Raw genomic sequence first — 16,645 nt, 5'->3', positions numbered from 1 at the left:
GAAGTCTTTAAGTGGTAACGCTATCAGACAGCTATAAAAGGTGTTCCGGTCCGATTGTCAATCTCAAAAATTGCCGAATGGTAGCGTTACAAATTATCGCTGGTGTGTGCGAGACGCCTCTATCTCCGTCGTGGCGTCTGCAAGACCGTCGACATGAGCGCTCACTTTGATCTTGCCGGAATGCCCTGCGTCTGCCTCGACAATGGCGAGTGCGAACCCATTGAACGCGGCCCGCGATTTGGATGGGAAGACTGTCATGTCCGTTGGATCGCCGTTGTCGGTGGCGACGATTCGACCCGGGCCTGCAACCGAAAATTCGATCTTCTGCTTGGCGTAAGGCACGACGTTGCCATCTTCATCGACGATCTTGACCGTGACAAAGCTGAGATCGCGACCGTCATTGTCGATGATGCGCCTATCGGGCACGAGCGACAGCTTGACGGCCTTTCCGACCGTGCGGACCGTTTCGGTGGCCCACGGCTGCCCCTTCTTCCATGTGACCACCTTTACCTCGCCAGGCTCGTAAACGACATAATCCCAACGGAAGCGATATTCATAATCGCGCTTCTTCACCTTGCCCTGGGACTTGCCGTTGACGAACAGTTCGGCGTCGTCGGCTGACGAGAAGACATGCACCGGCGTGATCTGACCTACCCGGTCGGGCCATGTCCAGTGCGGCAGGATGTGGGCGAACTTGAGATCCGGGCGCCAGCGCGATTGATACAGCCAGAACCGGTCCTTGGGGAATCCGGCCAGGTCGAGAATGCCGGAATAAGAACTGCGCGATGTGTAATAGGGTGTAGGCTCACCAAGATAGTCGAAGCCTGTCCATACGAACTCCCCCGCCACATAGGGATTTTGATCGTCCGCTGCCCAAACCCTGTCGGGCGAGGATCCAAAATCGGAGGCGTGCATCTCATAGGCCGAAACCTGATGCGTCTCGGGATTGCCGCCCGACCAAGGGCGTACGGGGCCGCTGATCGCCCCGGCCACGGGAAAGATATACTCGCCGCGACTTGAGAGGGCGGATGCACTTTCGGACGACAGGATCACCTTGTCGGGAAACTTCGCACGGAAGGCGGGATACTGCCCCAGGATCCCGCGAATTCCCGCGCCCTGATAGTTGAGGCTGATGACATCGACCGTGGCAGGCAAAGGCATGTCGGCCTTGGCAAAGTTCATCGCACCGGTTGCAAGACGACTCGGGTCCTCCTCATGGGCGATCGCGATCAATTCCCGACCGATCTTGGCCCCTGCCTCACCGTCATATTGTTCGCCGACCTCGTTCCCGATGCTCCACAGGATGATCGAGGGGTGATTGCGGTCCCGGCGCACCATGGCGCGAGCATCCGCCTCATGCCAGTCCGGGAAGATCAAATGGAAATCATGCGGCGTTTTCTTCTTTTCCCAACTGTCGAAAACTTCGTCCATGACCAGGAAGCCCATCCGGTCGGTGAGTTCGAGCAGTTCCGGAGCAGGCGGGTTGTGGCTCATCCGCACGGCGTTTGCGCCCATGTCGCGCAGGATTTCCAGCTGCCGTTCGGCCGCGCGTACGTTGAAGGCGGCACCGAGCGCGCCGAGATCATGGTGATTGTTAACCCCGCGCAGGGGGATGTGTTCGCCGTTGACAATGACGCCCCTGTCGGGATCGAACTTGACATCCCGAACGCCGAAACGGGTTTCGTAACGGTCTATCGTCTTGCCGCCCTGCGTGATCGTCGACACAGCGACGTATCGATTGGGCTGCTGGGTCGGCGGCGGTCCCCACAGGCGGGGATTGGCGAGAACGGTAGATCCTTGCAGGACGGCTTTCGCACCCGGCTCGATCCTGATCGACTGGCGCGCGATGCTGGCAACAGGGCGCTTCGACTGCCGCCCGTCGGGATCGAGGGCATACAGCGTCGTCGCGACCTGCACATCCGCTGCCGTATTGCCATCATTGTCGAGGCTCAGACTAACATCGACGGTGGCCCGGTCCTTGCTGACTTCGGGCGTGCGGACGACCCCGCCCCATTGGCCGACATGAACCTTGTTGGCGGTGGTGAGATAAATGTCGCGGTAGAGCCCGCCGCCCGGATACCATCGCGCGGACGCTGCCGGATTGTCGAGCCGGATGGCAAGCTGGTTCTTCCCGCCGGCGATGGCATAAGGCGTCAGGTCGAGACGGAAGCTGTTGTAACCATAGGGCCACCCGCCCACGAGCTTTCCGTTGAGCCAGACGGTGGCGTAGGACATCGCGCCTTCCACATCCAGAAAGATGGACTGCCCTTTCGCGCTGGCAGGGATATCCAGCGTCTTGCGATACCAGCCGATCCCCCAACTCGGCAGACGCCCCATCCCGCCATAAGGGCCATCCACGATGAAAGGTCCGGCAATCGCCCAGTCATGCGGCAGGTCGACGCGAGTCCATCCACTGTCGTCATAATTCGCCTGAACATAGGACACATCGCCACCGGGGTTACCGGCCGGGCGAACATGGCGCTTCGCCGGGTCCTTGATGAAGGGATTGGCGCTGGGAAGAATCCAGGGTTTGAGAACCTGCGCGTTCCCATCGTCGACCTTCACCGCGGCATCCGGTCGCGCGTCCGCCACCTTTCCGTCGCCCGTATCTTCAATGGGTGGGCGGACATCGTAACGCAGGTCCGTCGTGAGCCCGGCGGGATCTCCCCGAGTGAAGCGCCACCCCTTGCTAATCGATACGCTTTCCCTTGCCGCCGCCCATTCGGCGGGGATCAGGAGGCAGGCCGCAAGGACAAGCCTGCCAGCACATGTCAGGGAGCGACCGCGAAATGGGGATATCGTCATAAGCGTTAAATGACCCTGTTTAATTGACTGTCGGCTACAGCGCAGAAGACAGAGGGATAGATACCGTCCTCCACACCAGGAAAACCTGTAGCGAACGGCCTTCCACGACCGCGTTCACCTACCGCTGCCGAAAAGCCGACGTGAGGCACCGGAGCCGGAAGATAATTGGTATCGTTACCATTCCCAACGGCAAAGCTTTTGTCAATGTCGTATTGGCCTGCGATTTTGGGCTTCGCCCCAGCAGATTTGGCCCTGCCCCAAGGGATACAGATACGGAAAGCATATCGCCCGACGGTTTTTCAGCAGGTTTTAAGGACCCGAATTACATCGCCAATCGGTGAGGGTGTGCTGGCTCATACACCCAAAAATGTAGCGAAAACATCATCACCCACCCCGTGCTCCGTCGGGATTTTCGCGCCCAACCGTCACTCAATTGCGGGCCGTGATCGATAGTGCTGGATCAGGGATCCAGCAGCAAGCGGCGCAGGCCCGGGTTCATGGATGATTTCCTGACGCGGGGCATGCAAATTCGCGAAGCGGCGATCTTCACCGCCGCTACGCGCATATTTGCTGCGAGCGCCAACGCCCGCTCCGTTGTGAAACGGTCTGCGGTCTGTCAGGCCGTCAGTTCTTTCCGGACAATCGCCGCGCCGGCGCCCAAGGCTTTAAGCTTGCCCAGCGCGACCTGACGCGACAAGGGCGCCATGCCGCAATTGGTGGACGGATAAAGCTTGTCTGCATCCACGAATTCCAGCGCCCTTCGCAGCGTATCGGCCACTTCCTCCGGCGTTTCGACGGTATCGCTCGCCACGTCGATGGCACCGACCATCACTTTCTTGCCCCGGATCAGTGCGATAAGGTCCATCGGAACATGGGAATGGTGGCATTCCAGCGAGACAATATCGATTGTCGATTTCTGAAGATTGGGGAATGTTTCTTCGTACTGCCGCCATTCGGATCCCAGCGTCTTTTTCCAGTCTGTGTTAGCCTTGATGCCGTATCCGTAGCAGATGTGGACCGCCGTTTCGCATTTCAGCCCCTCCGCCGCTCTTTCCAAAGTGGCGATGCCCCAATCGTTCGCCTCGTCGAAGAAGACGTTGAAGGCCGGTTCGTCGAACTGGACGATGTCTACCCCGGCGGCTTCCAGCTCCTTTGCTTCCTGATTGAGGATCTTCGCAAACTCCCAGGCGAGCTTCTCGCGGCTTTTGTAATGGGCGTCGTACAGCGTATCGATCATCGTCATGGGGCCAGGCAGCGTCCATTTGATCGGCTGATCGGTTTGCGCGCGCAGATATCTGGCGTCCTCCACAAAGACAGGCTTCGTCCGGGCAACAGCATCCACGACCGTTGGCACACTGGCGTCATACCTGTTGCGAATCCTGACGGTCTCGCGCTTCTCGAAATCCACGCCGCTCAAATGCTCGACAAAGGTGGTGACGAAATGCTGGCGCGTCTGTTCGCCGTCGCCGACGATCGTGATGCCGGCCTGCTCTTGATCGCTTACCGCCAGGCGCAGCGCGTCCTTCTTGCCCTCCGACAATTGTTCGTCCTGTAATTTCCACGCCGCCCAGAGCTTTTCCGGCTCCGCTAGCCAAGAGGGCTTGGGCAGGCTGCCGGCGGTCGAGGTGGGCAATAATGTCTTCATGAATAAGGCCTCGCAAAGGGGGTGGATCAGGCGGCTACAGCGTCGACGGCAGCGGCATGGTTCGACGACCATTGGTCGAGCGCCGCTGCATATGGCTTGATGAAATGCTCTTCGGCGAACCTGCCCTGTTCGACCGCGAGCCTGCCGCGCTCTTCACGGTCGTAGACGATGCGGGTCAACGAATAGTCCTCGTAATTCAGGCTCGGCTGGTAGTCGTGCGCGGCGACGGAATTGGCGTTGTAAATTTCGGGGCGATAGATTTTCTGGAAGGTTTCCATCGTGCTGATCGTGCTGGCGAGCTCAAGATGGGTATAGTCGTCGAGCAGGTTGCCGAGGTGATAGAAAGCCAGCGGCGCGACGGCATGCGGCGGCATGAAGTATCGAACCTTCATCCCCATCTTCGCAAAATAGGCGTCAGTCGCGGAAAATTTGTCGTTCCTGTACTCGATGCCGAGGACGGGGTGGACATTGGCTGTCCGGTGATAGGTTTCCCGGCTCGATACGCTCAGGCAGATGACCGGCGGCTTGTTGAACTTGTCCTTATAGGCGCTGGAATCGAGGAAGTGCTTGAAAAGCTTTCCGTGCAGATCGCCGAAGCCTTTCGGCACGCCGCCATGGGGGTTCTGTTTCAGGTGGTTCGGCAGCAGGATGCTGAAGTCATAGTCGCGAACATAAGAGGAGAAATTGTTGCCGACCATGCCGGGGATGCGGCGGCCGCTATGCCTGTCCATAACGGTTGTCTGAAGAATTTCGATCAGCGGGAAGCGATCGTCATCCTCCAGCGCGCCGACCTTCAATTCTGCTGAGATGATCGTCAGCTCGAGTGCGTAACGATCCCCAGCGGGATTGTCCCAATGCACGATCGAATTGAAGCGATTGTCGATCATCTTCAAGGTGTTGCGCAAATTCTCCCGGCGGCTCTCTCCCCTTGCCAGATTTGCGAAATTGGTGGTGATCCGCGTAGCGTCGGCAGGGCGATAATCCTCGTCGAACGGGATGCTGCTGATGGAAAAGGTAAACCCGCTATTGGTCATGACACACCTGTTTTTGCCGAACAGGAGGCCAAAGGAAGAACGCGCAGGGCAGGCCCGGACGGCGCTAGAATCCACGAGCCTTCGCTTTTAGCGCGATCCACCGGAGGAACCCCCGTCCGAGGAACGTTATCGCGTCGCAGGCAGGTCTCCTGGCTTACGGGTCATAGCGGTGGTTCCGGCCTTCCCGAGCCTCTTGCGGAAGCCCAGTGACACAAAATGGAACCGCCGCTCGCCGCTTACAGTTGCGGGGGCAGCGCCGGAATTTGTCTATCGGGACATCACCGGCTTCCCGTCTTAGCCCCGCCGTCACGCCTGAAGCGGGGAACCTCGACTATTGACTTACACATCATCGCTACGAGCCTGTCAAGCCGCATATAAAGATTTCTTTATATGCGGCGGATGGCTCGTTGCACGGCAGGCGCGCCGAATGGGAGAGCCGCAGCCATATTGAAGACCCCACCCATCCCGATGGATGGATCCGATGCCTTGCGATCAGGGCGTTCCCCCTTTCAAGCCGCCGGATAGGGCGTCTGCGCGCTGCGATTTTCGTCGATGGCGATTGCGCGACCGACAGGTGGGAAAGCGCGCTGCGGACAGGCTTTACGCTCGCAAACCTTGCATCCCGCGCCAATGGGTGTCGCAGCGGTCGGATCGCTGAGGTCGAACCCGCGCGCATAGACGAGGCGCGAAGCATGGCGAATATCGCAACCGAGCCCGATGGCGAAAGTCTTGCCCGGCTCACCGAAACCGATATTCGTGCTTCCTACGGTCCGCGCAATCCACAAATAGGTGCGCCCGTCGGGCATCTGCGCGATCTGGCGCAGCACGCGTCCAGGCTGGGCGAAGGCTTCATAGACTTTCCACAACGGACAGGTGCCACCGACACGCGAGAAATGGAAGTCGGTTGCAGACTGGCGCTTGGATATGTTCCCGGCGCGATCGACCCTTACGAAGAAAAAGGGGACGCCGCGCGCTTCGGGTCGCTGGAGTGTCGAAAGTCGATGGCACACCGTTTCGAAACCCACACCGAACCGGCGGCCGAGCTTTTCGATGTCGTAGCCTTCCGCCTCCGCTGCGGCGAGGAACTCTCCATAGGGCAAAATGAGCGCACCGGCGAAATAGTTGGCAAGGCCGATACGCGCCAGCCTTCGCGCTTCGTCGCTGGTCAGGATTTGATTGTCCGTAAGCGTGGCGATGATGTCGCGATGCTCGAGAAAGGCCAGTTGGGTGGCCATCTGGAACGCCTGCTGACCCTGGTCCAATTGGTTGGAAATATAGAGCGTGCGCATGGACGGATCATAGCGGCGTTGGGCCGTATCGCTGTCGCTGCCGACAACCTGTACGCGATGCCGTTCGCCTAGCAATGCGATGAGGCCGGCGTGGATCGAACGAGGGGTTAGGCCGGCCTGACGATAAAGGCGCTCGGCCGCCTCATCCAGGGGTTCGACATGATTGTGCCGGGCGTAGAAGAAGTCGCGCACCTGTTCGAATGGCATGCGAGCCGGACCGCCGCTGATCCACTCGTCACCCAGTTGCGCCGCCATGGCCTCGCTGCGTTCGACGGTTTCACGGTAACGGCGGTGCAAGGACACAAGCGTGCGCCCCACCGCCGGCATGTTGGTCGCCAGTTCGCGGATTTCAGCCACGGATATGGGCTCCACGCCGTCGGTCAGCGCATCGCGCAGGTCAGTGATAAGCCGCGCCTCCTCGTCCTCGGAGAAGAGTTGCACATCGACGCCGAAGACCGCGTTGATTTTCAGCAAGACCGGCACCGTCAGCGGCCGCTGGTTCTGTTCGAGCTGGTTAAGATAGCTGGACGAGATACCGAGCGCGCTGGCCAGTTCGACCTGTTTGAGATTTCGCTCTTCCCGAAGACGTCGCAACCGAACGCCCATGAATGCTTTACGCATATGTCTACCCGCCATTAACAATATTCGCAATTTTGCAGCTTTTTGTCCGCAAATCTTCGCAAATTCAGTGATTACTAGCCTAGCAGATAATGTGGATGTTGCGAAGTGAAAGAGACTTTGCAGCAGGGTGAACATGACGAAGCGTATCGAGCGACTGATGGTCGCCAACCGTTCGGAAATTGCGATTCGTGTATTTCGCGCGGCAGCGGAGATGGATATCGGCACCGTAGCCATTTATGCAGAGGAGGATCGCCTATCGCTGCATCGCTTCAAGTCGGACGAGGCTTACAGGGTGGGCGCAGGCAAAGGCCCGCTGGCCGCGTATCTCGATATCGCAGCGATCATCGAAACCGCAGTGCGGGCGAAGGTCGATGCCATTCATCCCGGTTATGGCTTTCTTTCGGAAAGCCCCGAATTCGCGGAGGCGTGCGCAGCGGCAGGAATCATCTTCATCGGCCCTACACCCGATACGATGCGTCAGTTGGGCAACAAGGTGGCAGCGCGTAACCTTGCCATATCCGCAGGTGTCCCCGTCATGCCCGCGACCGATCCGCTACCCGACGACGAGGCGAAGATAAAGAAACTGGCGGCGGAGATCGGTTATCCGGTGATGCTGAAAGCCAGTTGGGGCGGCGGCGGTCGCGGCATGCGACCGATCGAGAGCGAGGCGGGGCTCATCGATGCGGTCTCTGCCGCCCGGCGGGAGGCCGCTGCGGCCTTTGGCAAGGATGAAGTCTATCTGGAGAAGCTCGTCCGCCGTGCGCGCCATGTCGAGGTACAGTTGCTGGGCGACAGCCATGGCAACCTCGTCCACCTGTTCGAGCGCGATTGCACCATCCAGCGTCGACATCAGAAGGTAATCGAACGCGCGCCAGCTCCCTATCTGGACGATGCGCGGCGGCACGAACTGGCCGATGCAGCGCTGCGCATCGGTCGCGCGACCGATTATGTGAGCGCCGGTACAGTCGAATTTCTGATGGACGCCGATACCGGCAATTTTTATTTTATCGAGGTCAATCCGCGCATACAGGTGGAGCACACGGTGACGGAAGTCGTCACCGGGCTCGACATCGTAAAAGCACAGATTCGTATCGCCGAGGGCGGTCACATCGGCCACGTCGAGGAAACCGGCATCCCGGATCAGTCCACCATAGCGCTCGACGGCCATGCCATGCAGTGTCGTGTGACGACGGAGGATCCGGAGCGGGGTTTCGCGCCGGACTATGGGCGCATCACGGCCTATCGCGGGGCGACCGGCTTTGGCCTGCGCGTCGATGGCGGCACTGCCTATTCGGGTGCGGTGGTCACGCCTTTCTATGACGCCATGCTGGAAAAGGTGACCGCCTGGGCGCCAACGCCGCAAGAAGCAATCGCCCGCATGGACCGTGCGCTGCGGGAATATCGCATCCTGGGCGTGGCGACCAACCTGCCCTTCCTTGAGGCAGTACTCGCCCACCCCCGCTTTCAGGCGATGGACTATACGACGCGTTTCATCGACGAAACGCCCGAACTGTTCAACCTGCCCAAACGCCGCGACCGCGCCACCAAGCTGCTTACCAGCATCGCCAACGTCACAGTCAACGGCCATCCGGATATGAAGAGTCGCACGCCCGTTGCCACCGACCGACGCGCAGGGCCGGCGCCGGATTTCTTACCGACCGTGCCGGAAGGATCGAAGCAGCGCTTCGACATGTTGGGCGCCGCAGGTTTTTCCCGCTGGATGCGCGGGCAGGATCAGGTGTTGATCACCGATACGACAATGCGCGACGCGCACCAATCGCTGCTGGCGACGCGGATGCGCAGCTTCGATCTGGTTCCGGCTGCGCGATCCTATGCCACCGGTCTACCCGATCTCCTTAGTCTCGAATGTTGGGGCGGGGCGACCTTCGACGTGGCGATGCGCTTCCTGAACGAGGACCCATGGGAGCGGCTGGCTGCGATCCGGGAAGGCGCTCCCAACCTGCTGCTTCAGATGCTGCTCCGCGGTGCGAATGGCGTGGGTTACACCAACTATCCCGACAATGTGGTCCGCTTCTTCATCAAGCAAGCGGCGGAAGCGGGCATCGACCTGTTCCGGGTGTTCGATTGCCTGAACTGGGTCGATAATATGCGCGTCGCTATCGACGCGGTATGCGAGGCGGGCAAGATTGCGGAAGGTGCCATCTGCTACACCGGCGATATTTTCGATCCGGACCGCGCGAAATATTCGCTCAGCTATTATGCCAGCCTCGCGTGGCAACTGGAAGGCGCGGGCTGTCAGGTGCTGGCGATCAAGGACATGGCGGGGCTGCTTCGTCCGCCAGCGGCGCGGGCCTTGATAGCCGCGATCCGGGACGTGACGGATTTGCCTATCCATCTTCACACCCACGATACGTCCGGCATCGCGGGGGCGACACTGGTCGCGGCAGTGGATGCCGGTGTGGACGCCATCGACGTCGCCACCGATGCCATGTCCGGCACCACATCGCAGCCCTGCCTGGGGTCGATCGTCGAAGCTTTGCGCCATACGCCGCGCGACACGGGGCTGGCCATGGAAGCGATACGGCGGATCAGCTTCTACTGGGAGGGTGTACGGACACTTTATGCTCCGTTCGAAAGCGACCTGCGTTCCGGCGCGTCCGAAGTCTATCTGCACGAAATGCCGGGCGGCCAGTTCACCAACCTCAAGGAACAAGCGCGCGCGTTGGGCCTTGCCGACAACTGGCATGACGTCGCGCGCGCCTATCGGCAGGCGAATGATCTGTTCGGAGACATCGTGAAGGTCACGCCCTCCTCAAAGGTGGTGGGCGACATGGCGTTGATGATGGTGGCGCAAGGCCTGACGCCTGAAGATGTGGTCGATCCGGAACGCGATATCGCCTTCCCCGGCTCCGTCGTGGAAATGCTCCGCGGCGATTTGGGACAGCCGGTCGGCGGCTGGCCGGCCGCCGTGCAGAAGAAGGCGTTGAAGGGCGAACAGGCCATTACCGTTCGCCCCGCTTCCCTGCTGGGAGAGGCAGACCTCGGCGCGTTGCGCGCCGAAGCGGAAGCGGCGATCGGCCGACCGCTGAGCGACCCTGAATTGGCGTCCTGGCTCATGTATCCCAAGGTCTTTACCGATTTCGCGCGCGCCTCTGCGGAGGGTGGGCCTGTTTCGGCCCTACCGACTCCGGTCTTCTTTGGCGGGATGAAGCCGGGTGAGGAAATCACGGTCGAGATCGAGCCGGGCAAAACGCTGGTCGTGCGTCTTCAGGCGATTGGCGAGCCGGATGCGGACGGCCATGTCAGCCTGTTCTTCGACATGAACGGTCAACCGCGCGGTATTCGCGTTCTCGCCAGAAGTCGCGCTGTCGCGAGCAAGCGGCGCAAGGCGGAGGATGGCAATGACCGCCACATTGCCGCGCCAATGGCCGGTGCCATCTCCTCCATTGCTGTGCGCAAAGGACAAAAGATAGCGATGGGCGAACCCTTGTTGACGCTGGAAGCGATGAAGATGGAAACGACGCTCAGCGCCCCGCGTGCCGGGGTCGTGGCCGAAATCGCCGTTTCGGCGCGGGACAGCGTGGAGGCCAGGGATCTGCTGGTCGTGCTCGAATAATGGAAACCACCCCGGATCGTGGCGCGATCGGGGACAGTTAAACACCAGATTTTCAGGCTGCCAGGTTCCTGAGCACATAGGGCAGGATCCCCCCACCCAGGAAATAACCAAGCTCATCTGCCGTATCGATACGGCAGAGCGTCTCGAAAGAGAAAGCCGATCCATCCACGCGCCGGCCCGTCACCGCCACGTTCTGGCGCGGCTGGATGCCGGCAACGTCCATGACCGTGAAGACCTCCGTACCGTCGAGGGCCAGCGTCTGACGGTTCGTGCCGTCGACGAACTGGAGCGGCAGCACGCCCATTCCGACAAGGTTGGAGCGGTGTATCCGCTCGAAACTTTCCGCAATCACGCAGCGGATACCGAGCAGCGCCGTGCCTTTGGCCGCCCAGTCGCGCGAGGAGCCGGTGCCATATTCCTTGCCCGCGATCACCACCAGCGGTGTCCCCGCCCCCTTATGCGCCATCGCCGCGTCGTAGATCGGCACGCTCTGGCCATCCAGCAGTGTGTTGCCGCCCTCCGCGCCGCCCATCATCTCGTTGCCGATGCGGATATTGGCGAACGTGCCGCGCATCATGATCTCATGATTGCCGCGACGGCAGCCATAGCTGTTGAAGTCGGCGGGTTGGACCTGCCGCTCCATCAACCACTGACCGGCGGGCGAGGTCGGCTTGATCGACCCGGCGGGTGAAATATGATCGGTGGTGATGCTGTCGCCGAACATGGCGAGGCATTGCGCGTCGACGATATCGACGATTGGCCTTGGCGTGCGCTCCAACCCCTCGAAGAAGGGCGGTTTGGCGACGTAGGTGGAGGTGAGCGGCCAGTCATAGGTGTCGCCGGTCTTGACCTCCAGCGCCTTCCAACGGTCGTCACCTTCGTAGACATTGGCGTAGCGGCGGGTAAACATCTCCGCATCGATGGTCGCAGCGATGACATCGGCCACCTCCCGATTGCTGGGCCAGACATCCTTGAGAAATACCGGCTGGCCATCGCTGCCGGTGCCGAGTGGTGCGGTCATGATGTCCTGCGCGACGCTCCCGAGCAGCGAATAGGCGACCACCAGCGGCGGCGAGGCGAGATAATTGGCGCGGACATCGGGCGAGATTCGCCCCTCGAAATTCCGATTGCCTGAGAGAACGGCGGCGGTAACGAGTCCATGGTCATTGATCGTTCTTGAAATCTCCGCGTCGAGCGCACCCGAATTGCCGATGCAGATCATGCAGCCATAGCCGGTAAGATTGAACCCTAGCGCGTCAAGATCCTCCTGAAGGCCTGACTTCTCTAAGTAATCGGTGACGACCTGGCTGCCGGGCGACAACGTGGCACGCACCCAAGGCTTGGGTTTGATGCCCAGCGCCCGCGCCTTGCGGGCGACCAAACCGGCGGCGACCAGCACCGAGGGGTTGGAAGTGTTGGTGCAACTGGTGATGGCGGCCATCGCGATGTCGCCATGGCCAAGCTCGAAATCGGCACCGGGCACAGGGACGCGGCGGCTCATTTCCTCAGCTTTGGCGTAGCCGTCAGCCAGTTCCGAGCGAAAGCCTTGAGCAGCGTCCTTCAGCAGCACGCGGTCTTGCGGGCGGCGCGGGCCGGCAACCGACGGCATGACGGAGGAAAGATCCAGTTCCAATATGCTGGTGAAGACAGGGTCGGGCGTGCTGGCCTCGCGCCAGAGCCCCTGTGCCTTGGCATAGGCCTCCACCAGCGCGATGCGATCCGCTTCGCGACCGGTGAGGCGTAGATATTGGAGCGTTGCCTCATCCACCGGGAAGAAACCCACGGTCGCGCCATATTCGGGCGCCATATTGGCGATGGTTGCGCGGTCGGCGAGCGCCAGCGCATCGAGGCCGGTGCCGAAAAATTCGACAAATCGTCCGACCACCCCATGTTTGCGCAACATCTGCGTGATGGTGAGGACGAGGTCGGTTGCGGTAACGCCCTCATGGAGCGCGCCCGACAGGCGAAAGCCGACGACATCGGGGATCAGCATCGAGACGGGCTGACCGAGCATCGCCGCCTCTGCCTCGATCCCGCCCACGCCCCAGCCAAGGACGCCCAGGCCGCTCACCATGGTCGTGTGGCTGTCGGTGCCGACACAGGTGTCGGGGTAGGCGAAGGTGGTGCCATCGCTCGCGGGGCTGGTCCACACAGTCTGCGCGATATGTTCCAAGTTGACCTGATGACATATCCCGGTTCCCGGCGGCACAACCTTCAGATTGTCGAGCGTCCGCGCGCCCCATTTGAGGAAAGCGTAACGCTCCGAATTGCGTTCATATTCGATTTCGACATTGCGGTCGAAAGCGGCGGGGCTGCTGGCCTCATCCGCCATGACGCTATGATCGATGACGAGATGGATCGGGATTTGCGGGTTGATCTTCGATGCGTCCGCGCCCCACCTGTTCATCGTGTCCCGCATGGCGGCCAAGTCGACGATGCAGGGCACGCCGGTGAAATCCTGCATCAGGACGCGGGCCGGACGATACTGTATTTCCCGATTCGATCGGCGATCCTTTTGCCAGTCGATCAGGGCCCGAATATCCTCGACCGTGACGGAGGAGCCGTCTTCAAACCGCAGCAGGTTTTCCAGCAGCACTTTCAGGCTGAAGGGCAAACGGCTGACGTCGCCCAGCTTCGCGGCGGCCTTGGCCAGACTGAAATAAGCAACCTCCCTGCCGGGCAAGGAGAGATTGTCACGGGTTTCGAGCGTGTCCTGGCCAATCGCCGTCATGATGCTTGTCCAATTTTCGTGCAAAAAGGACCGCTCCCGACCGTACGCGCCGGAAGCGGTCAGCGGCCTATGCAGGACCGCGGTGACGGAAAGCAGGCGTGCCTTATGCGTCCTGCGGCATTCCCTGTGGCACGATAGTCTGGATGATGTTGGCATCCAGTTCCTCGAACGCGTGCAACCCTATCGTGTCATAGAGTTCCTGCCGGGTCTGCATGCGGTCCAACATCTTGTGAGTGCCGCCCTCCGCCTTGATCGAGGCGTAGAGTTCGGCCTGCGCCTTGTTGGCGATACGCAGCGACGATACCGGCCAGATCACCATCTTGTAGCCCATCGCCTCGAACTCAGAGGCGGTGAAGAAGGGCGTCTTGCCGAATTCGGTCATGTTGGCGAGCAGAGGCACGTTCGGCATGGCCGTATGGAATTTCTCGAACATTTCACGGCTGGTCAGACCTTCCGGGAAGATAGCGTCGGCCCCGGCTTCGACGTAGAGCCTCGCCCTTTCGATGGCGGCGTCGAAGCCCTCCACCCCGACGGCGTCGGTGCGTGCGACGATCACGAGATCGCGACGCGCCTTGGCCGCGGCGGCGACCTTGGCAGCCATGTCGGTGGGAGAAACAAGGCTTTTGCCATTGAGATGCCCGCATTTCTTGGGCAGGATCTGGTCCTCCAGATGCACCGCGCCCGCGCCCGCATCTTCGAAGGTACGGACCATGTGCATGACGTTGAGCGCCTCACCGTAGCCGGTGTCGCCGTCGACGAGCAGCGGCAGGCCGGTCGCGCGCACGATCTGGCGGATGAAGAAGGCGACTTCGTCCACGGTGATGATGCCAAGGTCCGGCAGGCCCATACTGGCCGTCATCGCCGCGCCGGAGAGATAAAGGCCCTCGAAGCCCGCCTGCTTCGCCTGAATCGCAGCCTGCCCGTTATGCGCACCGGGCAACTGGTAGATGCCGGGGCGCTCAAGACCGGCACGGAAACGCTTGCCTGCCGGTTCGGTGGGAAGATCGGCGGAAAGAAGATAAGGCATGGATGGTCCTTGTTCAGCAGTCGCTTCCGCAAGGGGAAGCAGGGAATGTCAGCCACGCTCGGCCAGCGGGACGAACTTCAGATCCTCCGGCCCGACATAGTTGGCGCTGGGGCGGATGATCTTGTTGTCAACGCGCTGTTCCATCGCATGCGCCGCCCAGCCCGACGTGCGGCTGATGACGAAGAGCGGCGTGAACATGGCGGTCGGCACGCCCATCATATGATAGCTGACGGCGGAGAACCAATCGAGGTTCGGGAACATGTTCTTCACTTCCATCATCACCGATTCCAGCCGTTCGGCGATGTCGTACATCTTGGTCGATCCCGCCTCGTCCGACAGGTTCTTCGCAACGCGCTTGATGACGACATTGCGTGGATCGCTAATCGTGTAGACCGGGTGGCCGAAGCCGATAATGACTTCCTTCGCCTCCACCCGACGACGGATGTCTGCCTCCGCTTCGTCCGGATTTTGGTAACGCTTCTGGATTTCGAACGCGACTTCGTTGGCGCCGCCGTGCTTGGGCCCGCGCAGCGCGCCGATGGCGCCAGCGATGCAGCTATACATGTCGGAGCCGGTTCCGGCGATGACGCGGCTGGTGAAGGTCGACGCGTTGAACTCATGCTCCGCATACAGGATGAGCGACGTGTGCATGGCGCGAACCCAACTCTGTGGAGCAGGCGTACCATGGAGAAGGTGCAGGAAATGACCGCCGATGCTGTCGTCGTCGGTTTCCAATTCGATCTCCTTGCCGTTGTTCGACAAGTGATACCAGTAAAGCAGCATGGAACCGAGCGACGCCATCAGCCGGTCCGCGATGTCGCGGGCGTCGGCAGCATTATGATCGTCCTTTTCCGGCAACGCGCAGCCCAGCGCCGATACGCCGGTGCGCATCACGTCCATCGGATGGGCAGCCGCAGGAATGGCGGCCAGCGCTTCCTTGACCGGCAGAGGCAAGTTACGCAGCGCCTTGAGCTTGGTCTTGTAGGCCTTGAGTTCCGCCGCATTAGGGAGCCAGCCATGCACCAGCAGATGCGCGATTTCCTCGAACTCACTAGTCTCCGCGAAATCCAGAATGTCATAACCGCGATAGTGGAGATCGTTTCCCGAACGACCGACCGTGCAGAGCGCGGTATTGCCGGCTGCGATGCCCGAAAGGGCCACCGACTTTTTAGGCTTGAAGGAGATATCGTTCATCAGGAGCCTCTCAATGTCAGAAGGCGCCGGCGCATGGGCCGGTCGAGAGAATGAATGGGAGCCGGGTTATGCGCAATATTTCCGCTTGCCGGTCAGAGTGGTGAAAGTGAAACGGCCACTGGCCGCAGTGGCGATGCTGCCGTCGTCATTGGCGCCCATCGCGAACACTGACACGACGATCGCCTGATGATCGGCGAAAAGGGGCCAGGTTTCGATATCGACGTCACGGGTTGTAAAGCCCTCATGGACCTGCACGTCCTCGCATCTGGCGAAGCGGATCACTTCCAGAAAGTGCGAGGACGCCCGCTCCGCCGCCGCGGCGACCATCGCGTCCATGAGGTCGAGGCCTCGCTCTGGCAGATTGGAAAGCATGGCGTACATTATCCGCAAGCTTTGGCTGGCGAATACGGCTGAAAAGGTGGAGATTTGCGAACCGAAAGTTGCGAATTTGCAAAGATTGCTAAAGCTGAAATCGGCTCTTTCGCCGGAACGCGCTTGTCAGCCAGTCGTTCGATATGGGAAGGAGAAAGACTATGGCAGACACGCTCAGGACCGATGGCGTTGAGCAGGTGACAGACGATCAGGAAGTGAAGAAAGGCCAGCTTACCCCTGACGAGAAGCTGGACATTGCGCTCGAAGGATCGATGATGACGTCCGAACCGCCGCAGATTACCGAACCCCGGCGCGCCGACGACCTTGCTTGACAAGGCCATCGGCTTGTC

10 protein-coding genes and 1 riboswitch are annotated in these 16,645 nt (G+C 60.7%); of the genes, 2 read left to right on the top strand and 8 right to left on the bottom strand.

From position 1 onward, the window contains the following. Nucleotides 1-93: 93 nt before the first annotated feature. The 4 genes from galB to DI606_RS01245 all read right to left on the bottom strand — a co-directional run bounded on the left by galB (nucleotide 94) and on the right by DI606_RS01245 (nucleotide 7,394). Complete coding sequence (gene galB, locus DI606_RS01260; RefSeq protein ID WP_293979159.1) at nucleotides 94-2,805, bottom strand: beta-galactosidase GalB; 2,712 nt, start codon at nucleotides 2,803-2,805, stop codon at nucleotides 94-96. A gap of 616 nt (nucleotides 2,806-3,421) precedes the next feature. After that, complete coding sequence (locus tag DI606_RS01255) at nucleotides 3,422-4,450, bottom strand: methionine synthase (protein ID WP_293979158.1); 1,029 nt, start codon at nucleotides 4,448-4,450, stop codon at nucleotides 3,422-3,424. Nucleotides 4,451-4,476: 26 nt separating this feature from the next. After that, complete coding sequence (locus DI606_RS01250) at nucleotides 4,477-5,484, bottom strand: DUF1852 domain-containing protein (protein WP_293979157.1); 1,008 nt, start codon at nucleotides 5,482-5,484, stop codon at nucleotides 4,477-4,479. 121 nt (nucleotides 5,485-5,605) lie between these two features. Continuing rightward, nucleotides 5,606-5,829, bottom strand: a riboswitch (cobalamin riboswitch). Between the two features lie 164 nt (nucleotides 5,830-5,993). Next, nucleotides 5,994-7,394 (bottom strand): short-chain fatty acyl-CoA regulator family protein, encoded by a 1,401-nt coding sequence (locus DI606_RS01245; protein ID WP_293979155.1) that lies wholly within the window; start codon nucleotides 7,392-7,394, stop codon nucleotides 5,994-5,996. Nucleotides 7,395-7,527: 133 nt separating this feature from the next. On the opposite strand from DI606_RS01245, the gene DI606_RS01240 reads away from it, so the two are divergent. Then, entirely contained in the window at nucleotides 7,528-10,971 is a 3,444-nt protein-coding gene (locus DI606_RS01240) for a pyruvate carboxylase (RefSeq protein ID WP_293979153.1), read from the top strand. A gap of 52 nt (nucleotides 10,972-11,023) precedes the next feature. Here the strand turns inward: DI606_RS01240 and acnA are convergent, their stop codons facing one another. The 4 genes from acnA to DI606_RS01220 all read right to left on the bottom strand — a co-directional run bounded on the left by acnA (nucleotide 11,024) and on the right by DI606_RS01220 (nucleotide 16,295). Then, nucleotides 11,024-13,702, bottom strand: a complete 2,679-nt coding sequence (acnA, locus tag DI606_RS01235) for an aconitate hydratase AcnA (protein ID WP_293979151.1) — start codon at nucleotides 13,700-13,702, stop codon at nucleotides 11,024-11,026. 103 nt (nucleotides 13,703-13,805) lie between these two features. Beyond that, nucleotides 13,806-14,729 carry a methylisocitrate lyase gene (gene prpB / locus DI606_RS01230; RefSeq protein ID WP_293979149.1) on the bottom strand — a complete coding sequence of 308 codons (924 nt, stop codon included), beginning with the start codon at nucleotides 14,727-14,729 and terminating at the stop codon, nucleotides 13,806-13,808. A gap of 48 nt (nucleotides 14,730-14,777) precedes the next feature. Next, nucleotides 14,778-15,923, bottom strand: coding sequence for a 2-methylcitrate synthase (gene prpC, locus DI606_RS01225; RefSeq protein WP_293979148.1), 1,146 nt, complete (start codon nucleotides 15,921-15,923; stop codon nucleotides 14,778-14,780). Between the two features lie 66 nt (nucleotides 15,924-15,989). Continuing rightward, nucleotides 15,990-16,295, bottom strand: a complete 306-nt coding sequence (locus DI606_RS01220; protein ID WP_293979147.1) for a hypothetical protein — start codon at nucleotides 16,293-16,295, stop codon at nucleotides 15,990-15,992. Nucleotides 16,296-16,456: 161 nt separating this feature from the next. Between DI606_RS01220 and DI606_RS01215 the strand changes: the two genes are divergently transcribed. Next, complete coding sequence (locus DI606_RS01215) at nucleotides 16,457-16,627, top strand: hypothetical protein (protein ID WP_293979145.1); 171 nt, start codon at nucleotides 16,457-16,459, stop codon at nucleotides 16,625-16,627. The last annotated feature ends 18 nt before the right edge of the window (nucleotides 16,628-16,645 follow it).

Origin of the sequence: Sphingobium sp. (assembly GCF_003248505.1) — a bacterium.
Lineage (GTDB): Bacteria > Pseudomonadota > Alphaproteobacteria > Sphingomonadales > Sphingomonadaceae > Sphingobium.
Note: the sequence above shows the minus strand (reverse complement) of the source record. Positions and strands in the feature narration are given on the sequence as shown.